Source organism: Accumulibacter sp. (assembly GCF_016789985.1).
Lineage (GTDB): Bacteria > Pseudomonadota > Gammaproteobacteria > Burkholderiales > Rhodocyclaceae > Accumulibacter.
This window is the reverse complement of the sequence record NZ_JAEUOL010000180.1, coordinates 1-14,675: the sequence shown is the minus strand read 5'-3', so window position 1 is coordinate 14,675 and position 14,675 is coordinate 1. Positions and strand designations below refer to the sequence as shown.

The following is a 14,675-nucleotide window of genomic DNA, read 5'->3' as shown; positions in this document are numbered from 1 at the left end:
CCGGCCTCGCGCGGAATCTCCCATTCCTGCCAGGTTTTTTTGAGCAATTCTTGCAGTCGACCGCGCAAGGGTTCCAGTTTTTCCTGCCACTGGTCCCAGATCACGTCGATCTCGGCATTGTTGGCGATGGACTTCAGCGTGATGTGCGGCACGCGCTCATAGACGAAGCCGTGGCGGATGTTGCCGTGGGTCGGCTGCGAACTCGGCGCCGTGCGCGTGACTTCGGCCTCCTTGATCTGGCCCTCACGGGAATCGGCGAGCAGGTAGAAGGGATAGCGCGCCCCCATGATGCGGGCACGGGCCAGCGCCAGCGCGACGCGAGAGGTGTCGATGGTGATCCAACGGCGGCCCCATTGCTCGGCGACGGTGGCGGTGGTGCCGGAACCACAGGTCGGATCGAGGACGAGATCGCCGGGGTCGGTGGACATGAGGATGCAGCGCTCAGCAAGCCGGGAGTTACTCTGGACTACGTAAACTTTGTCCTTTCCAGCCCCTCCAGAAGTATCGCTCCATACGCTTGGAAGCGAACGAACCGAAAAATCGCTCGCGCACCGCTTGTATCGCACCATCGATTTTTGGGGGATTAGTCGGTCAGCTTTACCTACGCGAATTGCGCCTTCTCGTTTGACCTTCCAATGATTGCCGGGCTTTGGCTTGAAGGTTCTTCCTTGAACATTGAGGTCGAAGTCACCATCTATTCGGAGGCCATCCGACTGCATTTGATCAGCGATAAATTCTTCTGCGTAATCGGGACGTTCAATGTAGAGTTGCCGATACTTCGCGTTTTGAGTATTTTTTGAGAACCACAATATGTGATTTGAGATGTTGTCGATAAATTTATCTTGGCGGCCACTTGTGGTTACGTAGTTGATTGACGAAACAAAATTCTCATCCCCAAACACCTCATCCATCACCGCCCGAACGCGATGAACATTCTCGTCGCCGATCTGGACAAAGATCGACCCCGAGTCTGTCAGCAGGTCGCGCGCCACGGTGAGCCGGTCGCGCAGGTAGGTCAGGTAGCTGTGGATGCCGTCGCGCCAGGTATCGCGGAAGGCCTTGACCTGTTCCGGCTCGCGGGTGATATGGTCGGCTTTACCATCTGTCACGCTGCGGCTGGTGGTTGACCACTGGAAGTTGCTGTTGAATTTGATGCCGTAGGGCGGATCGAAGTAGATGCACTGCACCTTGCCGCGCAGCCCTTCGCGTTCGGCGAGGCTGGCCATGACCTGCAGGCTGTCGCCGAGGATCATGCGGTTGGTCCAGTTCTGGTCGTGCTGGTAGAACTCGGTCTTGTCGGCATCCCTGGGGATGCCGTTGAAGTCGGCGAAGAGGTCGGGCGTCATTTGCCCCTGCTCGTGCTCGCGTTCCTTCGATTCGCGCAGCAGCTCGTCGATCAGCGCCTTGGGGTGCACCTTCTCCTGAATGTAGAGCGGCGGCGCGTGGACGACGAGGTCGGACCAGTCCTGCTCATCCTTGCCGCGCCAGACCAGTTGCGGGTCGAGATCGGTGTTGCGCGGGTAGCGCACCTGCCTGGGGTTCTTCTGCGCGTCGTCGAGCACCGACTGGTATTCGGCGGTGGGGATGTTCCTGCGCTTGGCGTCGTCGTGGGTGATGGCGTCGACGCCTTTGGGCGCGGAGGATTTGGCCATTTCAGGGTTCTCCGGTGGGCGGCGCTTCGCCGGTCAGAATGCGGTACAGCGCTTCGTTGATGTAGTAATTGGAACGGCCAATTTTCAACTTTCTCAGCAGGCCACCGGCGACCAGCGCGTCGAGGTAGCGCGTTGCGGTCAGGCGCGAAACTTCGAGGTCACGTTGCAGGAAGTCGATCTTGGTGTAAGGGTGTGAGAACAGGTTGTTGATGAGGTCCTGGCTGTAGAACTTGTAGCCGTCGCGGATGCGGTGTTTGTAGTCCATCAGCGCGGATTTGATGGCCTGGATGGCGGCGATGCCGTCGGTGGCGGTCCGCTCGACCGCGCCCAGCATGTAGAGCACCCATTGTTCCCATTGGTCGCGTTCGCGCACGCCTTGCAGCAGCGCATAGTAGTCAGCCTTGCTGCGGACGATGGCGCGGCTCAAATACAGCACGGGCGTGTCCAGCAGACCTTCCTTGACCAGGTACAGCACATTGAGGATACGCCCGGCGCGGCCATTGCCGTCGTAAAAAGGGTGGATGCTTTCAAACTGGTGATGAATCAGCGCCGTCTTGACCAGCGGGTCGGCGGCAAACAAATCGTCGTCGTTGATGAACCTTTCCAAATCGGCCATCAACTGCGGCAGCCGTTCCGGCGAAGGTGGGGTGTAGACCACGTCGCCCGCGCCGTTTTTCAACACCGTGCCGGGCACTTTGCGCAACCCGGCGCGGTTTTTTTCCAGTTCGGACTGGATTTCGACGATGTGATTGCCGGTGAGCAGGCCGGAGCCGCGCACGGCCTCGAAGCCGACGCGCAGGGCCCGGTTGTAGCGCGCCACTTCCTTGGCTGCCGGGCTGGTGGCCGCGTCCTGCGCCGTTTCGCGGAACAGTTCGTCATGGGTGGTGACGATGTTTTCGATTTCGGAGCTGTCCTTGGCTTCCTGCAAGCCCAAGGTGCTGATGAGGATGTTCTGGTTGGGCATGGACGCGGCCACGCCCTTGAATTCGGCCAGCGCGCGGTGCGCCGAAACCAGCCGCTTGAGGATGGCGGGCGTCTCGAAGCGAGCTGGGTCTAGATGTTCCAGAGCTTGCAGGGGCGGGAATATGTTCACGAAAGAACGGTTTCCTTAACTAAGCAATCAAAATCTGTATAGATGTTGCCATTTTCTATACATGTTTTGGCGACATGTATAGAAATGGCGGGTTTCATAGGGCGACGCCCGCCAGCATCTTGTCGAATTCCGCTTTGACCTTCCTGGCGAAGTCATCCTGCATCTGGAACACATCCGTGAACTCGGCGAAGGCCCAGCGCCCATAGGTGCCGAGGTGATTGACGCTGGGCACCCAGTAGGTGTCCATGGTCGATTTCTTTTCCCTGGCGTCCTCGCGCCGGTAGCCCTTGATCTCGACGACCAGCCGCAACGGGTCGTCCGGCCCCTTGCCATCGTCGACCAGCACGATGAAGTCGGGCAGGTATTTGCGCGTTTCCGAGCCGTAGCGGTAGGGCACCTCGAAGCCGAGGCCGTGGTTCTTGACGTAGGCACGCACCCTGGGGTGCGCTTCGGCGACACGGCAGAATTCGCCCTCCCAGTCGCTGTCGAGGACGACCCAGTTGATGTGGCAGTGCCGGGAACTGGTCTGCCAGCGGTCGGCCCTGGAGGTGTTGAAGCGAACATGCCGCGTCGAGCCGCTGGGGTTGTAGGGGTCGAGCAGCGCCTTGATCGGCCGTTCGCCGAGAAACTGCCGGGTGATGGCGGCGGTGATCCGGTTGCAGGCCATGTCGGCCAGTTGCAGATACCTGAGCTGGGCCGGATAGGTTCCCCCCTGGCACTTGAGATAGTGGTCCAGCCACTCCTTGACGATGCGCTTGAGCTGGCCGAACAGGTGCAGCCTGGGTTCCTCGCCGGGGTCGCGCCACTTGGTGTAAAGCAGCCGCTGGGTGAGATGGAAGAGCAGAGTGGATGAACGCACGTCGCCGAGATGGGCGACCGTGAGATTGACGCCCTCGCCGATGATGCCTTCGTTGCGCGTTTCGCAAGGGCCGACCAGATCGGGGTTGAGGATCAGTTCCGAGTCGTCGGTGAACCTGGCGGTGAGCCGCTCATCCGGCAATTCGACGCGATAGCCTTCGACCCGCGGGAAGGTGATTTCGAGGGCGTCGCGCTCGGGACGAATGGCCTTGACCTGCACGGTTGGAGGCGGCGGCTGCGGCTTGGCGATGACGGGCTTGGCGGTGAAGTCGAAGGGGATGCCGAAGACGTCGGCGTATTCGACGTTGAACAGACCTTCCTCGTTGAGTTCGTAGGACTGGCGGCGCAGGGCGCGGCCGATCACCTGTTCGCACAGGAGTTGCGTGCCGAAGGCGCGAATGCCCAGAACGTGGGTGACGGTATTGGCGTCCCAGCCCTCGGTGAGCATCGCCACCGAGACCACGCAGCGGATCGAGCCGCCGAGCTGCCCGGCCTTGCCGACGGTGTTCATGACTTCGCGCAGCAGTTCCTGATCAGTGATGTTGTCGCCGGCGCGGGGATCACCGGTGCGTTCGACAATCTCGCGGCGGAAGCGCTCGATCTCGTCGGCGGCCATGTCGCGGAACTTGGCGTCGAGCGCGTCACCGGCCTCGAGCTGTTCGCTGTCGATCAATAGGGTGTTGGGGCGCGGCAGCGGGTTGCCGGTGGTTTCGTCGAAGTTGCGGAACAGTGGCAGGCGACCGTTCTCAAGTCTCGAGGTGCCATTGTCGTTCCTGCGCTGGAAGCCGGAAATGAAGTCGTAAACGAGCTTCGAGATGGCGGTGTTCTGGCAGACGATGATGAAGCACGGCGGCACCTTGATCCCGGCATCCTGCCAGAGCTTGTAGGTCTTCTCGTAGTGGCCGTAGAGCGCTTGCAGCGCGGTTTGCAGCCGGGTCGGCAGCTTGAGCGGGTCGAGTTCCTGGTTCGACCCGCGCCCTTTTTTGGGCATGTCCTTGCGGATGTTTTCCCACAGGTTGCGGAAAACCGGCAGTTCGTCGCCGGGGATGTTTTCCGCTACTGGGACGCGCGGCAGCTTGACGATGCCGCACTCGATGGCATCCATCAGCGAGAAGTCGCTCATCGTCCACGGGAACAGCGTGCCCTCGGCGTAGCCCGAGCCACTCAGGAAGAAGGGCGTCGCCGACAAATCGATGACGCGGGCGAGACCGAGCTTGCGGTTGACGGCCTCGAGGCCGGAAATCCAGAGGCGTGCCGCTTCGTTGTCCTTTTTCGCCTGCGCCTTGGCGTCCCGCAAATCCTGCCCCGTCAGCGGATTTCCGCTGCCGTCAACGAACTCCGAGTCATCGGCAGGTCTTTCGCGGTAGCAGTGGTGCGCTTCGTCGTTGATGGCAAGGATGTTTTTCATGCCCATCAGGTCCGGCATCACCCGCTGGAGCATTTGCCCTTCGTTCTCGGTGGTGACGATCTCGTCGCCGCTGCGGCCCTTGAGCAGTTGCCGCCCGCCCTTGGCAATGTCGATGCGCTCGCGCAGCTTGAAGGCGTGGTAGTTGGTGATGACGATCTTGGCGCGGCCCATGTCGTCGAGCAGGTCGCCCGGCACCAGTTCCCGTTCCTTGTAGTAGCTGTCGGGGTCGTTGGGCTGCAGGACGCGCAAGCGGTCCTTGATGGTGAGGCCCGGCGCGCAGATCAGGAAGCCGCGCGTGAATTGCCTGGCTGTCGGGCGGCGCACCGCGTTGATCGTCTGCCAGGCCATCAGCATGGCCATCACCGTGGTCTTGCCCGCCCCCGTGGCCAGCTTGAGCGCCAGTCGCATCAACTCGGGGTTGGCGTCCTTGTTGGCTGCCACCAGAGGGTCGAGAAGGCGCTTGCCGTGCCTGGTGGCGGGAGCGACCTCGGTCAGCCAGATCGCCGTTTCGACGGCCTCGACCTGGCAAAAGAAGGGGCGAACGCCGCTGAAGCCGTGATGACGCCAGTGCTGGAGCAGCCGGGCGGTCTCGGGGGTGACCTGCCACTGGCTCGGATTCGGGAGCGCGCGCCACGTGTCGACGTGATTGCGCACCTCGTTGATGATCGAGGTCGGGTCGTACTGCTGCGCCTTGGTGGATAAGCCTTCGCCCTCGTCGAAGAGGAAGCCTTCCTGCCTGGGCGTCGTTTTCTGCTTCTTTGGTTTGGGTATCGGGGTGATGAACTCGGCGCGGCGACGCGATTCCAGAATCTGCTGTGTTGGCTGGCCAGAAGCGTCCAGCTCCCAGTGCTGCGAAGGCCGCGCATACGGTGAGTTCAGAATCGGGTGATCGAAGAACGGGTTCGACATGGCGATGGCCTACAGGTGAGCGCGTATGTTGTTGTTTTTTTGGGATGCTGGGCATTGTCCGCCAAATGCCCGGCGATAACCATCAATTATGCATCTTCGATGATTTGCTCCATCGTTGTTGGCTTCGATTCTTTGGTCGGAGAGCACGATTTTTCTGCGCGCCATTCCGCAAGCACGGGTTGTTGCGGATCGGCGGCAGATGCCGTTCCCGATGAAGCTCGGGCTGCACCAATCAAGCGGATGTTGCTGTGCGGGAGTTTGTCACGACCTGAAGAGTGGGGAGGTAGCTTGCCGCGAACGTGACGAATGGAATTTCGTCGAATCGGCCAAATCTTGCTGAACTGAAAAACTTTGCCACTGGCGTCGCCGAGATATTGTTTGTCGGGCGGCACGACTTGGACACACGAACATTGCTGGCCACGCATCTCTCCAGCTTGGGAAAATGCCCGACTAGCTATCGATTTAACAGCGGATTCTGCCGCAAAAACCAGAAGAGCATCGACATAAACCGGTAACGGTATACGACGTATTTCCTGATAGGCACCGTATGGATACTGCATTGTGACACCATTAGACATAATCGCATGCTATCGCGAGCGTCACCTGGCCTTTGCCGACGTCGCGAAGTGGACGTTGTGCCTGGCGCCGGGAAGCCCTGGATCTCCCGGCAAGTACGGCAAAGTCAGCGCTCCTCGCGACTCGTCCGCCCTTGCGCCAGCTCACGCAGGATCCGTGCCGCCGACCAGACCATCAGGGCGATGCCGGCGGCAGCGGTAAGCACGGCGCTCGGCGTGCTGGTCGGGAAACCCGGGATGAACAGTGTTTCGCCCCGGACCAGCCACATCAGCCCACTGGCAAAAACGAGCATTCCGGCGGCATCGCACAGCGCATAGAGCATCACCTTCGGGGTGATCCGCGGGTGTTGCGGGCGATTCATGCCGCCGGCTGCTACTTGACGCGCATGCCGGGCTGCGCGCCGGCGTCGGGTGAGAGCAGAAAAATGCCGGGGGTCTGACCGTCGGAGTCCGCGGCGGCGAGGATCATTCCCTCGGACATGCCGAACTTCATCTTGCGTGGTGCCAGATTGGCGACCATCACGGTCAGTCGACCGACCAGCGCCGCCGGATCGTAGGCGGCCTTGATGCCGGCAAAGACCTGCCGCGTACCCAGCGAACCGATATCGAGCAACAGGCGGACGAGCTTGTCTGCCCCTTCGACCCGCGTCGCTTCGCTGATGCGGGCAATGCGCAGGTCGACGCGCATGAAATCTTCGATACTGATGTGCGGCCCGGCGGCGGTAGCGACAGCGGCCTGGGCGCTGGCAATCGCCGCCGCCTTCTCCTGGTGTTCGGCGTGCTTCTGCGGTGCAGCCTGCGGGGTCGCCTCGAGCGATTCGCGGTTGGCCGCCAGCAACGCATCGACCTGTTTCTTGTCCACTCGCGTCAGCATGTGATGGTAAACGTTGATCGCATGCCCGGCCGCGAGGACCGTGGCGCCGTCGTCCCAGACCAGTGGTGCGACGTTGAGAAAGGCTTCGGCCTTGGCGCCAAGCGCCGGCAACACCGGTTTGAGGAGAATGACGAAGAGACGGAAGAGGTTGAGGGCGTTGCTGCAGGCTGCCTGCAGTTCGCTCTCGCGGCCCGGATGGCGCGCCAGCTCCCACGGCTTGACGCTGTCAACGTACTGATTGGCGAGATCGGTGAGGGCCATGATCTCGCGGATCGCCTTGCTGAATTCGCGGGCTTCGTAATGGTCGGCGATCGCCGCCCGGCGATCGCGGATCGCCTGAATCGCCGGCAGCGATTCGTCGCAGGTACACAGGCGGCCGGCGAAGTTCCGGGCGATGAAGCCGGCCGAACGGCTGGCAATGTTGACGAACTTGCCGACCAGATCGGAGTTGACGCGGGCAATGAAGTCGTCGAGGTTGAGGTCGATGTCCTCCATCGAACCCGCCAGCTTGGCAGCATAGTAGTAGCGCAGCCACTCCGGGTCGAGTCCCTGGGCCAGGTAGCTTGCAGCGGTGATGAAAGTGCCACGCGATTTGGACATCTTGGCGCCGTCGACGGTCAGGAAGCCGTGCGCAAAGACCTTGGTCGGCGTGCGGTAGCCGGCATGTTCGAGTTCCGCCGGCCAGAACAGCGCGTGAAAGTAAAGAATGTCCTTGCCAATGAAGTGATACAGCTCGGCGCCCGACTGCGGTTGCCAGTACTCGTCGAAATCCAGCCCTTCCTTGGCGCAGAGGTTCCTGAAGGCACCCATGTAGCCGATCGGCGCGTCCAGCCAGACGTAGAAATACTTGCCCGGCGCGCCGGGAATCTCGAAGCCGAAGTAAGGCGCGTCACGCGAGATGTCCCAGTCGGTCAGCAGGTTCTCGTCGGCGTTACCGAGCCATTCCTGCAGCTTGTTGGCCGCTTCGTGCTGCAACCGGCCTTCGGCCTGCGTCCAGCGACGCAGGAAGCTCTGGCAGCGCGGATCGGAGAGACGGAAGAAGAAATGTTCCGATTGGCGCAGTTCCGGCCGGGCACCGGACACCGCCGAATACGGATTCTTCAGTTCATTGGCCGTATACGCCGCGCCGCAGCTCTCGCAGTTGTCGCCATACTGGTCGTGCGCACCGCACTTCGGGCATTCGCCCTTGATGAAGCGGTCGGGCAGGAACATCTGCTTCAAGGGGTCGTAATACTGCTCGATGATACGCGTTTCGATCAGCCCGGCGGCCTGCAGACGGGCGTAGATTTCGTTGGCGCAGGCTTGTGTCTCGGGCGAATGAGTCGTGTAGTAGTTGTCGAACCCGACGTGAAAACCGGCGAAGTCGCGCCGATGTTCGTCATGGACGCGGCCGATCAGCGCCTCCGGGGTGATGCCCTCCTTTTCGGCGCGCAGCATGATCGGCGTGCCGTGCGTGTCGTCGGCACAGACGTACCAGCACTGATGCCCGCGCATTTTCTGAAAACGCACCCAGATGTCGGTCTGGATGTATTCGACCAGATGACCGAGGTGGATTGCGCCGTTGGCATAGGGCAGGGCGGAAGTGACCAGAATCTTGCGTGTCATTGGTGGGGGCACCATGCGGGCAAAACAGGCATTCTACCAAAGCACGGTCTGGCCGGGCCGCCTTGGCGGGGATGCCGACGAATCACCGCTCAAGCCGCCTGTCGAAAGCTCAGCTTGATGCACTGACCGCCGAGCAACCGGTGATCGCCGGCCTTGAGCAGCCGCACGCCGTGGTAACGCAGGCGGTCCGGCCACCCCGGACCAGTGCGTCGCCGTGCTTCAGGCCGACCGGAATCGTCGGCGCCGACCGCCGCATGCCGCCGAGCAGAAAGACCGCCGGCAGACCAAGTGATACGGCAACGATCGGCGCGTCGAAATCGCGCTCGCTCCGGTCCTGGTGCAGGGACAGCCGGCTCCCCCGACCGATAGCGGTTGATCAGACAGGTGTCGGGCTCGCGGCCGGGGAAGCCGGCGTCTGCCGCGGCCGTCCGGGCCAGTCGCAGAAATGACTGTGGCAGCGGCGGCCAGGGGCAAACACTTTGCGGATCGATCCGATCGTAGCGATAGGCTGCCTCGTCGGATAGCCAGCCGAGCCGGCCGCAGTTGCTCATCGCCACCGACATGCGAAAACCGCCCGCTCTGTCCGCATGTGGCGAAACGGTGTCCGTTCGATGACCTGCTGCAGGTCGGCGAGCAGTGTCGTCGCCATCGCCGTCGCGAAACCATGCAGCAGCACCGTTCCCGCGCCAAGGTGCTGTGGCCGGCTTTCGCCGGCACCGTACACCGCGCAGAGGTCGCCGTTCATGATCGAACCGGCCAGGGTTCACGGCAGGTCGATGGCGCACCGTTCGGCAACCGGTTCGCTGCCAGCACCGGGTTGTCCGGCGGCCTCGCGGGCAAGCAACATGCGCTTGCGCTCGACGCCCCAGCGATAACCGGCAAGGCTGCCGTCCAGGCGCACGACGCGATGGCAGGGAATGGCCACGGCCAGACTGTTGGCGGCACAGGCGCCGGCCACCGCGCGTACCGCACCGGGTGACCCGATGCGTTGCGCGATCTCGCCATAGCTCGTCGTCTGACCGGCCGGGATGTCACGCAATGCCTGCCATACCCGCTGCTGGAAAGCGGTGCCGCGAATGTCCAGCGGCAGGTCGTGTGCTCGCCCGGGCATTTCGACCAGTCCGACCACGCGTGCCACCAGTTGCTCGAAAGCAGTGTCACCGCCAATCAGTCCGGCGGCCGGGAAGCGATCCTGCAGATCACGCGCCAGAGCTTGCGGATCATCGCCGAGCAGGATGGCGCAGACGCCTCGCGCACTCTGCGCGACGAGAATCGAGCCGAGCGAACACTCGCCGATGGCAAAACGGATCACGACATTGGCGCCACCGGCACGCAAGTCGGAGGGGGTCATGCCGAGGATCCGGCCCGCCTCGTCGTAGAAGCGGCCACTCGAATTGTAGCCGGCACCATAGATCGCTGCGGTGACCGTCGTGCTGGCCTGCAGTTCCTGGCGAACACGCCGCGCGCGCTGTGCCGCGGCATAGGCTCTCGGGGTCAGTCCGGTCACCTCCTTGAACAGACGGTGCAGGTGATGGGCGCTGATTCCCGCTCGCTCCGCCAGTGCGGCAAGCGTTGGTAGTTGTTCGGCGGTTTCGAGGTGGCGGCAGAGTTCGGTGATCGTCAGCACGTGTTGTGTCGCCAGCGACCGGGCATCGGGCGCACAACGTCGGCAGGGACGAAAACCTGCCGCCTCGGCCTCGGCCGGATTCGCATGGAAGAGCACGTTCTCCGGTTTGGGGCGGCGCGACGGACAGGTCGGCCGGCAGTAGACGCCGGTGGTCAGCACCGAATAGACGAAAACGCCGTCGGCCGCCGAGTCACGGGCGAGGACCGCCGCCCAGCGCGGGTCGGCCAGGGTGGCCGCAATGCGTGCCTGCAGTCTGCTTGTCGTCATTTCCCGACTCCTCCGTTGCACCGTCGCCAGATGGCTGTGCGCACTGTAAGCGGATCGACGCGCCCGCGCACTCCGGTGTTTGCTTTCAAACTGCGCCACCGGTGACCCACGCTCACCGCCTGCGGGAAGACGAGATGCTATTGTAGCGATCCATCAGGAGAGCAAATGCCATGAAGATCTGGGTCGATGCCGACGCCTGTCCGGCGGCGATCAAGGACATCCTCTACCGCGCTGCGAATCGTGTACAGATCGAACTGACGCTGGTTGCCAATCAGATGCTGCGTACCCCGCCGTCGCCCTGGATCAGCGCAGTGCAGGTGCCGGCCGGCTTCGATGTTGCCGATCGACATATCGTCCAGGAGGCCACCGCCGGCGATCTGGTGGTCACCGCCGACGTGCCGCTGGCAGCACAGGTGATTGCCAAGGGCGCCCGCGTGCTCGACCCGCGCGGCGATCTGCTCGATGCCGACAATATCGACGAACGATTGAGCCTGCGCAACTTTCTCGACCGACTGCGCAGCAGTGGGGTAGAAACCGGCGGACCCGCCGCCTTCTCGGCCGCTGATCGTCAGTCCTTTGCCAACCGTCTCGATCGCCTGTTGGCCAGCCGGCAAGCGGGCTGACCGGGCACACGAGGCAGTTCACCGTCGGCAGGGCAGCCCGTGGCACCGGGCCGCCGAGCGGCGCAAACGCGTCGCTCAACGCCAGCCGCGCATCAGCGCAATACCGTGTCCACCGCTGTCGCGTGCCGTGTCGAGCCACTCCGGCTGCATGCCGCCCAGGGCATAAACCGGCAAAGGCGAACGTTCGACCAGCCGCGCGAAGCCAGGCCAGCCGATACCGCTGGCTTGCGGGTGGCTGAGTGTCGGCAGCACCGGACCGAGGACCGTGAAATCGAGTTGCAGGGCTGCCGCCCGCGCCAGGTCGGCCGCCGTATGACAGGAAGCCGCCACCAGCGCGAAATCGGGTCGCCGTGCAGTCTGCCAAAGCCGGCGCGACGACAGGTGCAGGCCGTGCGCGCCGACCGCGCGTGCCAGTTCCTGATCGTCGTTGAGCAATACCATCGCGCGCTGGTGGCGCGCGGCCAGGCGGATCACGGCACGTGCGAAATCGCCACGCGCGCGCGCCGACAGGCTCTTGTCACGCACCTGGATGAGATGCAGGCCACGCATCAGCGCCTGGTCGAGTCGTGCCAGCTCGGCCTCGACCCCGTTCTCGGCGGCATTGGTCAGGGCATACTCCGGCGGCAGCGCGAGCGCCCGCAGGATCGGATGGTTGGCCGGCAGGATCGGGCCGACCCTTGCCGGCACGCCGCTCGGCAGCCAGACCATGGCGCTGTGTTCGATCGGCGCCACTTCGCCATGCCAGGCGTTGACCCGGAAGAAACGCAGGCGCACCGTGGCATGCGGATAGCTGAACTCGCAGCACACCCAGGGCCAGGCCTGTTCGACCGTCACCCCGAGTTCTTCCTGCAGTTCGCGCTGCAGCGCCTGGCGGGCGCTCTCCCCCGCTTCCACCTTGCCACCCGGGAATTCCCAGTACCCGGCGTAGACCTTGCCCGGTGGACGTTGCGCGAGCAGGAACTCGGGCGTCGCCGGGTCGCCACGCAACATCACGGCGGCTGCCACCTCGGTGATCGGGGTCATCGTATGACCTGCTCGTTCATCCCGAATGACCAGGCGAGGCGCTCACGCAGCGCCTCGTGCGCGCTTGCGCGCAGCGCTCGGGGGCGTCGGGGAGAAGGACCGGCTGGCCGATCGCGCCGACCGCTCGCTCGTGTTGTGCTGACGACCCGCCCAGTCGCGGGCGAATTGCCAGGCGACCCGGCCGCTGCGGGAACCACGTTCGAGTGACCAGTTGAGCGCCGCACGTTCGGCAGCGACAATCTCGTCCGGCCGGCAGCCGAACGATTGCAGCCAGTGCGCCACGATGTCGAGATAGGCATCCTGATCGAATGGGTAGAAGGAAATCCACAGGCCGAAACGCTCGGAAAGCGAGATCTTCTCTTCGACTGCCTCGCCGGGATGAATCTCCTCCCCTACCCGCTGGCTTTCGAGGTTCTCGGCAAAATACTCGGGCATCAGGTGACGACGGTTGGACGTCGCATAGATCAGGACGTTGTCTGGTGGCGCGGCAATCGAACCGTCGAGCACCACCTTGAGCGCCTTGTAGCGTGCATCACCGGTATCGAACGAGAGGTCATCGCAGAAGATGATGAAGCGCTCCGGGCGACCCTCGATCAGTTCGACGATGTCCGGCAGATCGATCAGGTCGCCCTTCTCCACCTCGATGACACGCAGTCCCTGCGGCGCGTATTCGTTGAGCAGCGCCTTGATCAACGACGACTTGCCCGAGCCGCGGCTGCCGGTGAGCAGCACGTTGTTGGCCGGCTGGCCGCTCACGAACTGGCGCGTGTTGGCATCGATGCGTGCCTTCTGCTCATCGATATCGCGCAGGTCGGCGAGCCGGATGGTGGGCAGGCGCCGAATCGCCTGCAGATAGCCAGCGCCACGTCCGGTTCGCCAGCGGAAGGCGCGCGCTGCCGCCCAGTCCGGAGCCGCTGCCGCGGTCGGCAGGAAGGGCTCAAGGCGATCGAGCAAGCGCTCGGCGCGGACGAAAAGGGCCACCAGTTGGGCAAAGGGATCGTTCATCGGACGGTATACTTCGCAGCTTGCCAAAACTCGTACTCTAGCCAAACGATGCGCAAAAGCCAATCACGGCCACTCCTCCTGCTTGCCGCAACGCTGCTGGGCACGCTGCTCGGCGCCTGCGGCACCACCCGGGAAGGGCCGCCTGCTGCCTGCCCGGTACCCGCCGGCTGCCCGCTCTGCCCACCCTGCGTGGCGCCGGGTACCGCCGCAGCCGCGCCACGCAAACCCGAAGCCAGGCCGCTGCAAGCCGCGCGCTGGAACGAGTTGCCTGGCTGGAACGACGACGAACTCGCTGCCGCCTGGCCAGCTTTCCTGCTGTCGTGCCGGGCCTTGGCCAGCCGCCCGCAAGGGCCGCAATGGAAGGCGGTCTGTGACGAAGCGAAGAGCCTTGCCGCGCCCACCACCGCCGCCGTCCGTCGCTTTTTCGAATCTCGCCTGCAACCCTGGCTGCTGACCAATCCCGACGGTTCGACCAAAGGGCTGGTGACCGGTTACTACGAACCACTGCTACGCGGATCGCGGATGCGCGGCAAACCCTACCTGCAGCCGATACTCGGTGTGCCTCCCGATCTGCTGACGATCGATCTCGGCAGCGTCTTGCCCGATCTGAAAGACATGCGCCTGCGCGGCCGCCTGCAGGGCAACAAGGTGGTTCCCTATTTCTCGCGCGCCGAGATCACCAGCCGCGAGAAGGATTACTCCGACCGGGTGCTGCTCTATGTGGACGACCCGGTCGAATTCTTCTTTCTGCAGGTGCAGGGATCGGGACGGGTGCAACTGCCGGATGGCAGCAAGATTCGCCTGGCCTACGCCGATCAGAACGGTCATCCCTACCACTCGATCGGCCGCATACTCGTGGATCGGGGCGAGATGACGCTCGAACAGGTTTCGATGGCTTCGATCAAGCAGTGGGCGCGCGCCAATCCGGATCGACTGGGCGACCTGCTCAATGCCAACCCGAGTTATGTCTTCTTCCGCGAGCAGCCCGTCAAAACGAACAACGACGAAGGTCCGAGCGGCGCGCTGGGCGTTCCGCTGACACCGGAACGCAGCATTGCCGTCGATCCTCGCCACGTGCCCCTGGGCGCTCCGGTCTTTCTCTCCACCAGCCAACCCGACTCGGCCACACCCCTGCGCCGGCTCGTCCTGGCACAGG

11 protein-coding genes and 1 pseudogene are annotated in these 14,675 nt (G+C 63.4%); 2 read left to right on the top strand and 10 right to left on the bottom strand.

The genetic code is table 11. The features are described 5' to 3' along the window. The 8 genes and pseudogenes from JNK99_RS10735 to ada all read right to left on the bottom strand — a co-directional run. A partial coding sequence (locus JNK99_RS10735) for a site-specific DNA-methyltransferase (protein WP_291852627.1) occupies positions 1-1,652 on the bottom strand: 1,652 nt, incomplete at its 3' end. Between the two features lies 1 nt (position 1,653). Continuing rightward, complete coding sequence (locus JNK99_RS10730; protein WP_291852624.1) at positions 1,654-2,745, bottom strand: Fic family protein; 1,092 nt, start codon at positions 2,743-2,745, stop codon at positions 1,654-1,656. Positions 2,746-2,839: 94 nt separating this feature from the next. Further along, positions 2,840-5,920, bottom strand: a complete 3,081-nt coding sequence (locus JNK99_RS10725; protein ID WP_291852621.1) for a BPTD_3080 family restriction endonuclease — start codon at positions 5,918-5,920, stop codon at positions 2,840-2,842. Between the two features lie 86 nt (positions 5,921-6,006). Then, positions 6,007-6,480, bottom strand: coding sequence for a hypothetical protein (locus tag JNK99_RS10720; protein ID WP_291852619.1), 474 nt, complete (start codon positions 6,478-6,480; stop codon positions 6,007-6,009). Between the two features lie 122 nt (positions 6,481-6,602). Next, positions 6,603-6,857, bottom strand: a complete 255-nt coding sequence (locus tag JNK99_RS10715) for a hypothetical protein (RefSeq protein ID WP_291852618.1) — start codon at positions 6,855-6,857, stop codon at positions 6,603-6,605. Between the two features lie 11 nt (positions 6,858-6,868). Further along, on the bottom strand, positions 6,869-8,974 hold the full coding sequence (gene metG / locus JNK99_RS10710) for a methionine--tRNA ligase (protein WP_291852616.1): 2,106 nt from the start codon (positions 8,972-8,974) through the stop codon (positions 6,869-6,871). 89 nt (positions 8,975-9,063) lie between these two features. Then, a pseudogene (locus JNK99_RS10705) lies at positions 9,064-9,623 on the bottom strand (alpha-ketoglutarate-dependent dioxygenase AlkB). Between the two features lie 114 nt (positions 9,624-9,737). Continuing rightward, positions 9,738-10,868, bottom strand: a complete 1,131-nt coding sequence (gene ada, locus JNK99_RS10700) for a bifunctional DNA-binding transcriptional regulator/O6-methylguanine-DNA methyltransferase Ada (protein WP_291852614.1) — start codon at positions 10,866-10,868, stop codon at positions 9,738-9,740. 170 nt (positions 10,869-11,038) lie between these two features. Between ada and JNK99_RS10695 the strand changes: the two genes are divergently transcribed. Next, the gene (locus JNK99_RS10695) at positions 11,039-11,491 is read left to right on the top strand and encodes a YaiI/YqxD family protein (protein WP_291852611.1); all 453 of its coding nucleotides are present in this window, start codon (positions 11,039-11,041) and stop codon (positions 11,489-11,491) included. 75 nt (positions 11,492-11,566) lie between these two features. Here JNK99_RS10695 and JNK99_RS10690 read toward each other — a convergent pair whose 3' ends face one another. Together JNK99_RS10690 and JNK99_RS10685 are read right to left on the bottom strand one after the other, a co-directional pair. After that, positions 11,567-12,514: a Nudix family hydrolase gene (locus tag JNK99_RS10690; RefSeq protein WP_291852609.1), complete on the bottom strand. Its 948-nt coding sequence runs from the start codon at positions 12,512-12,514 to the stop codon at positions 11,567-11,569. Positions 12,515-12,556: 42 nt separating this feature from the next. Beyond that, positions 12,557-13,519 (bottom strand): ATP-binding protein, encoded by a 963-nt coding sequence (locus tag JNK99_RS10685; RefSeq protein WP_291852606.1) that lies wholly within the window; start codon positions 13,517-13,519, stop codon positions 12,557-12,559. Positions 13,520-13,567: 48 nt separating this feature from the next. Here JNK99_RS10685 and JNK99_RS10680 point away from each other — a divergent pair. After that, on the top strand, positions 13,568-14,675 hold a 1,108-nt coding region (locus JNK99_RS10680), incomplete at its 3' end, for a murein transglycosylase A (RefSeq protein ID WP_291852603.1).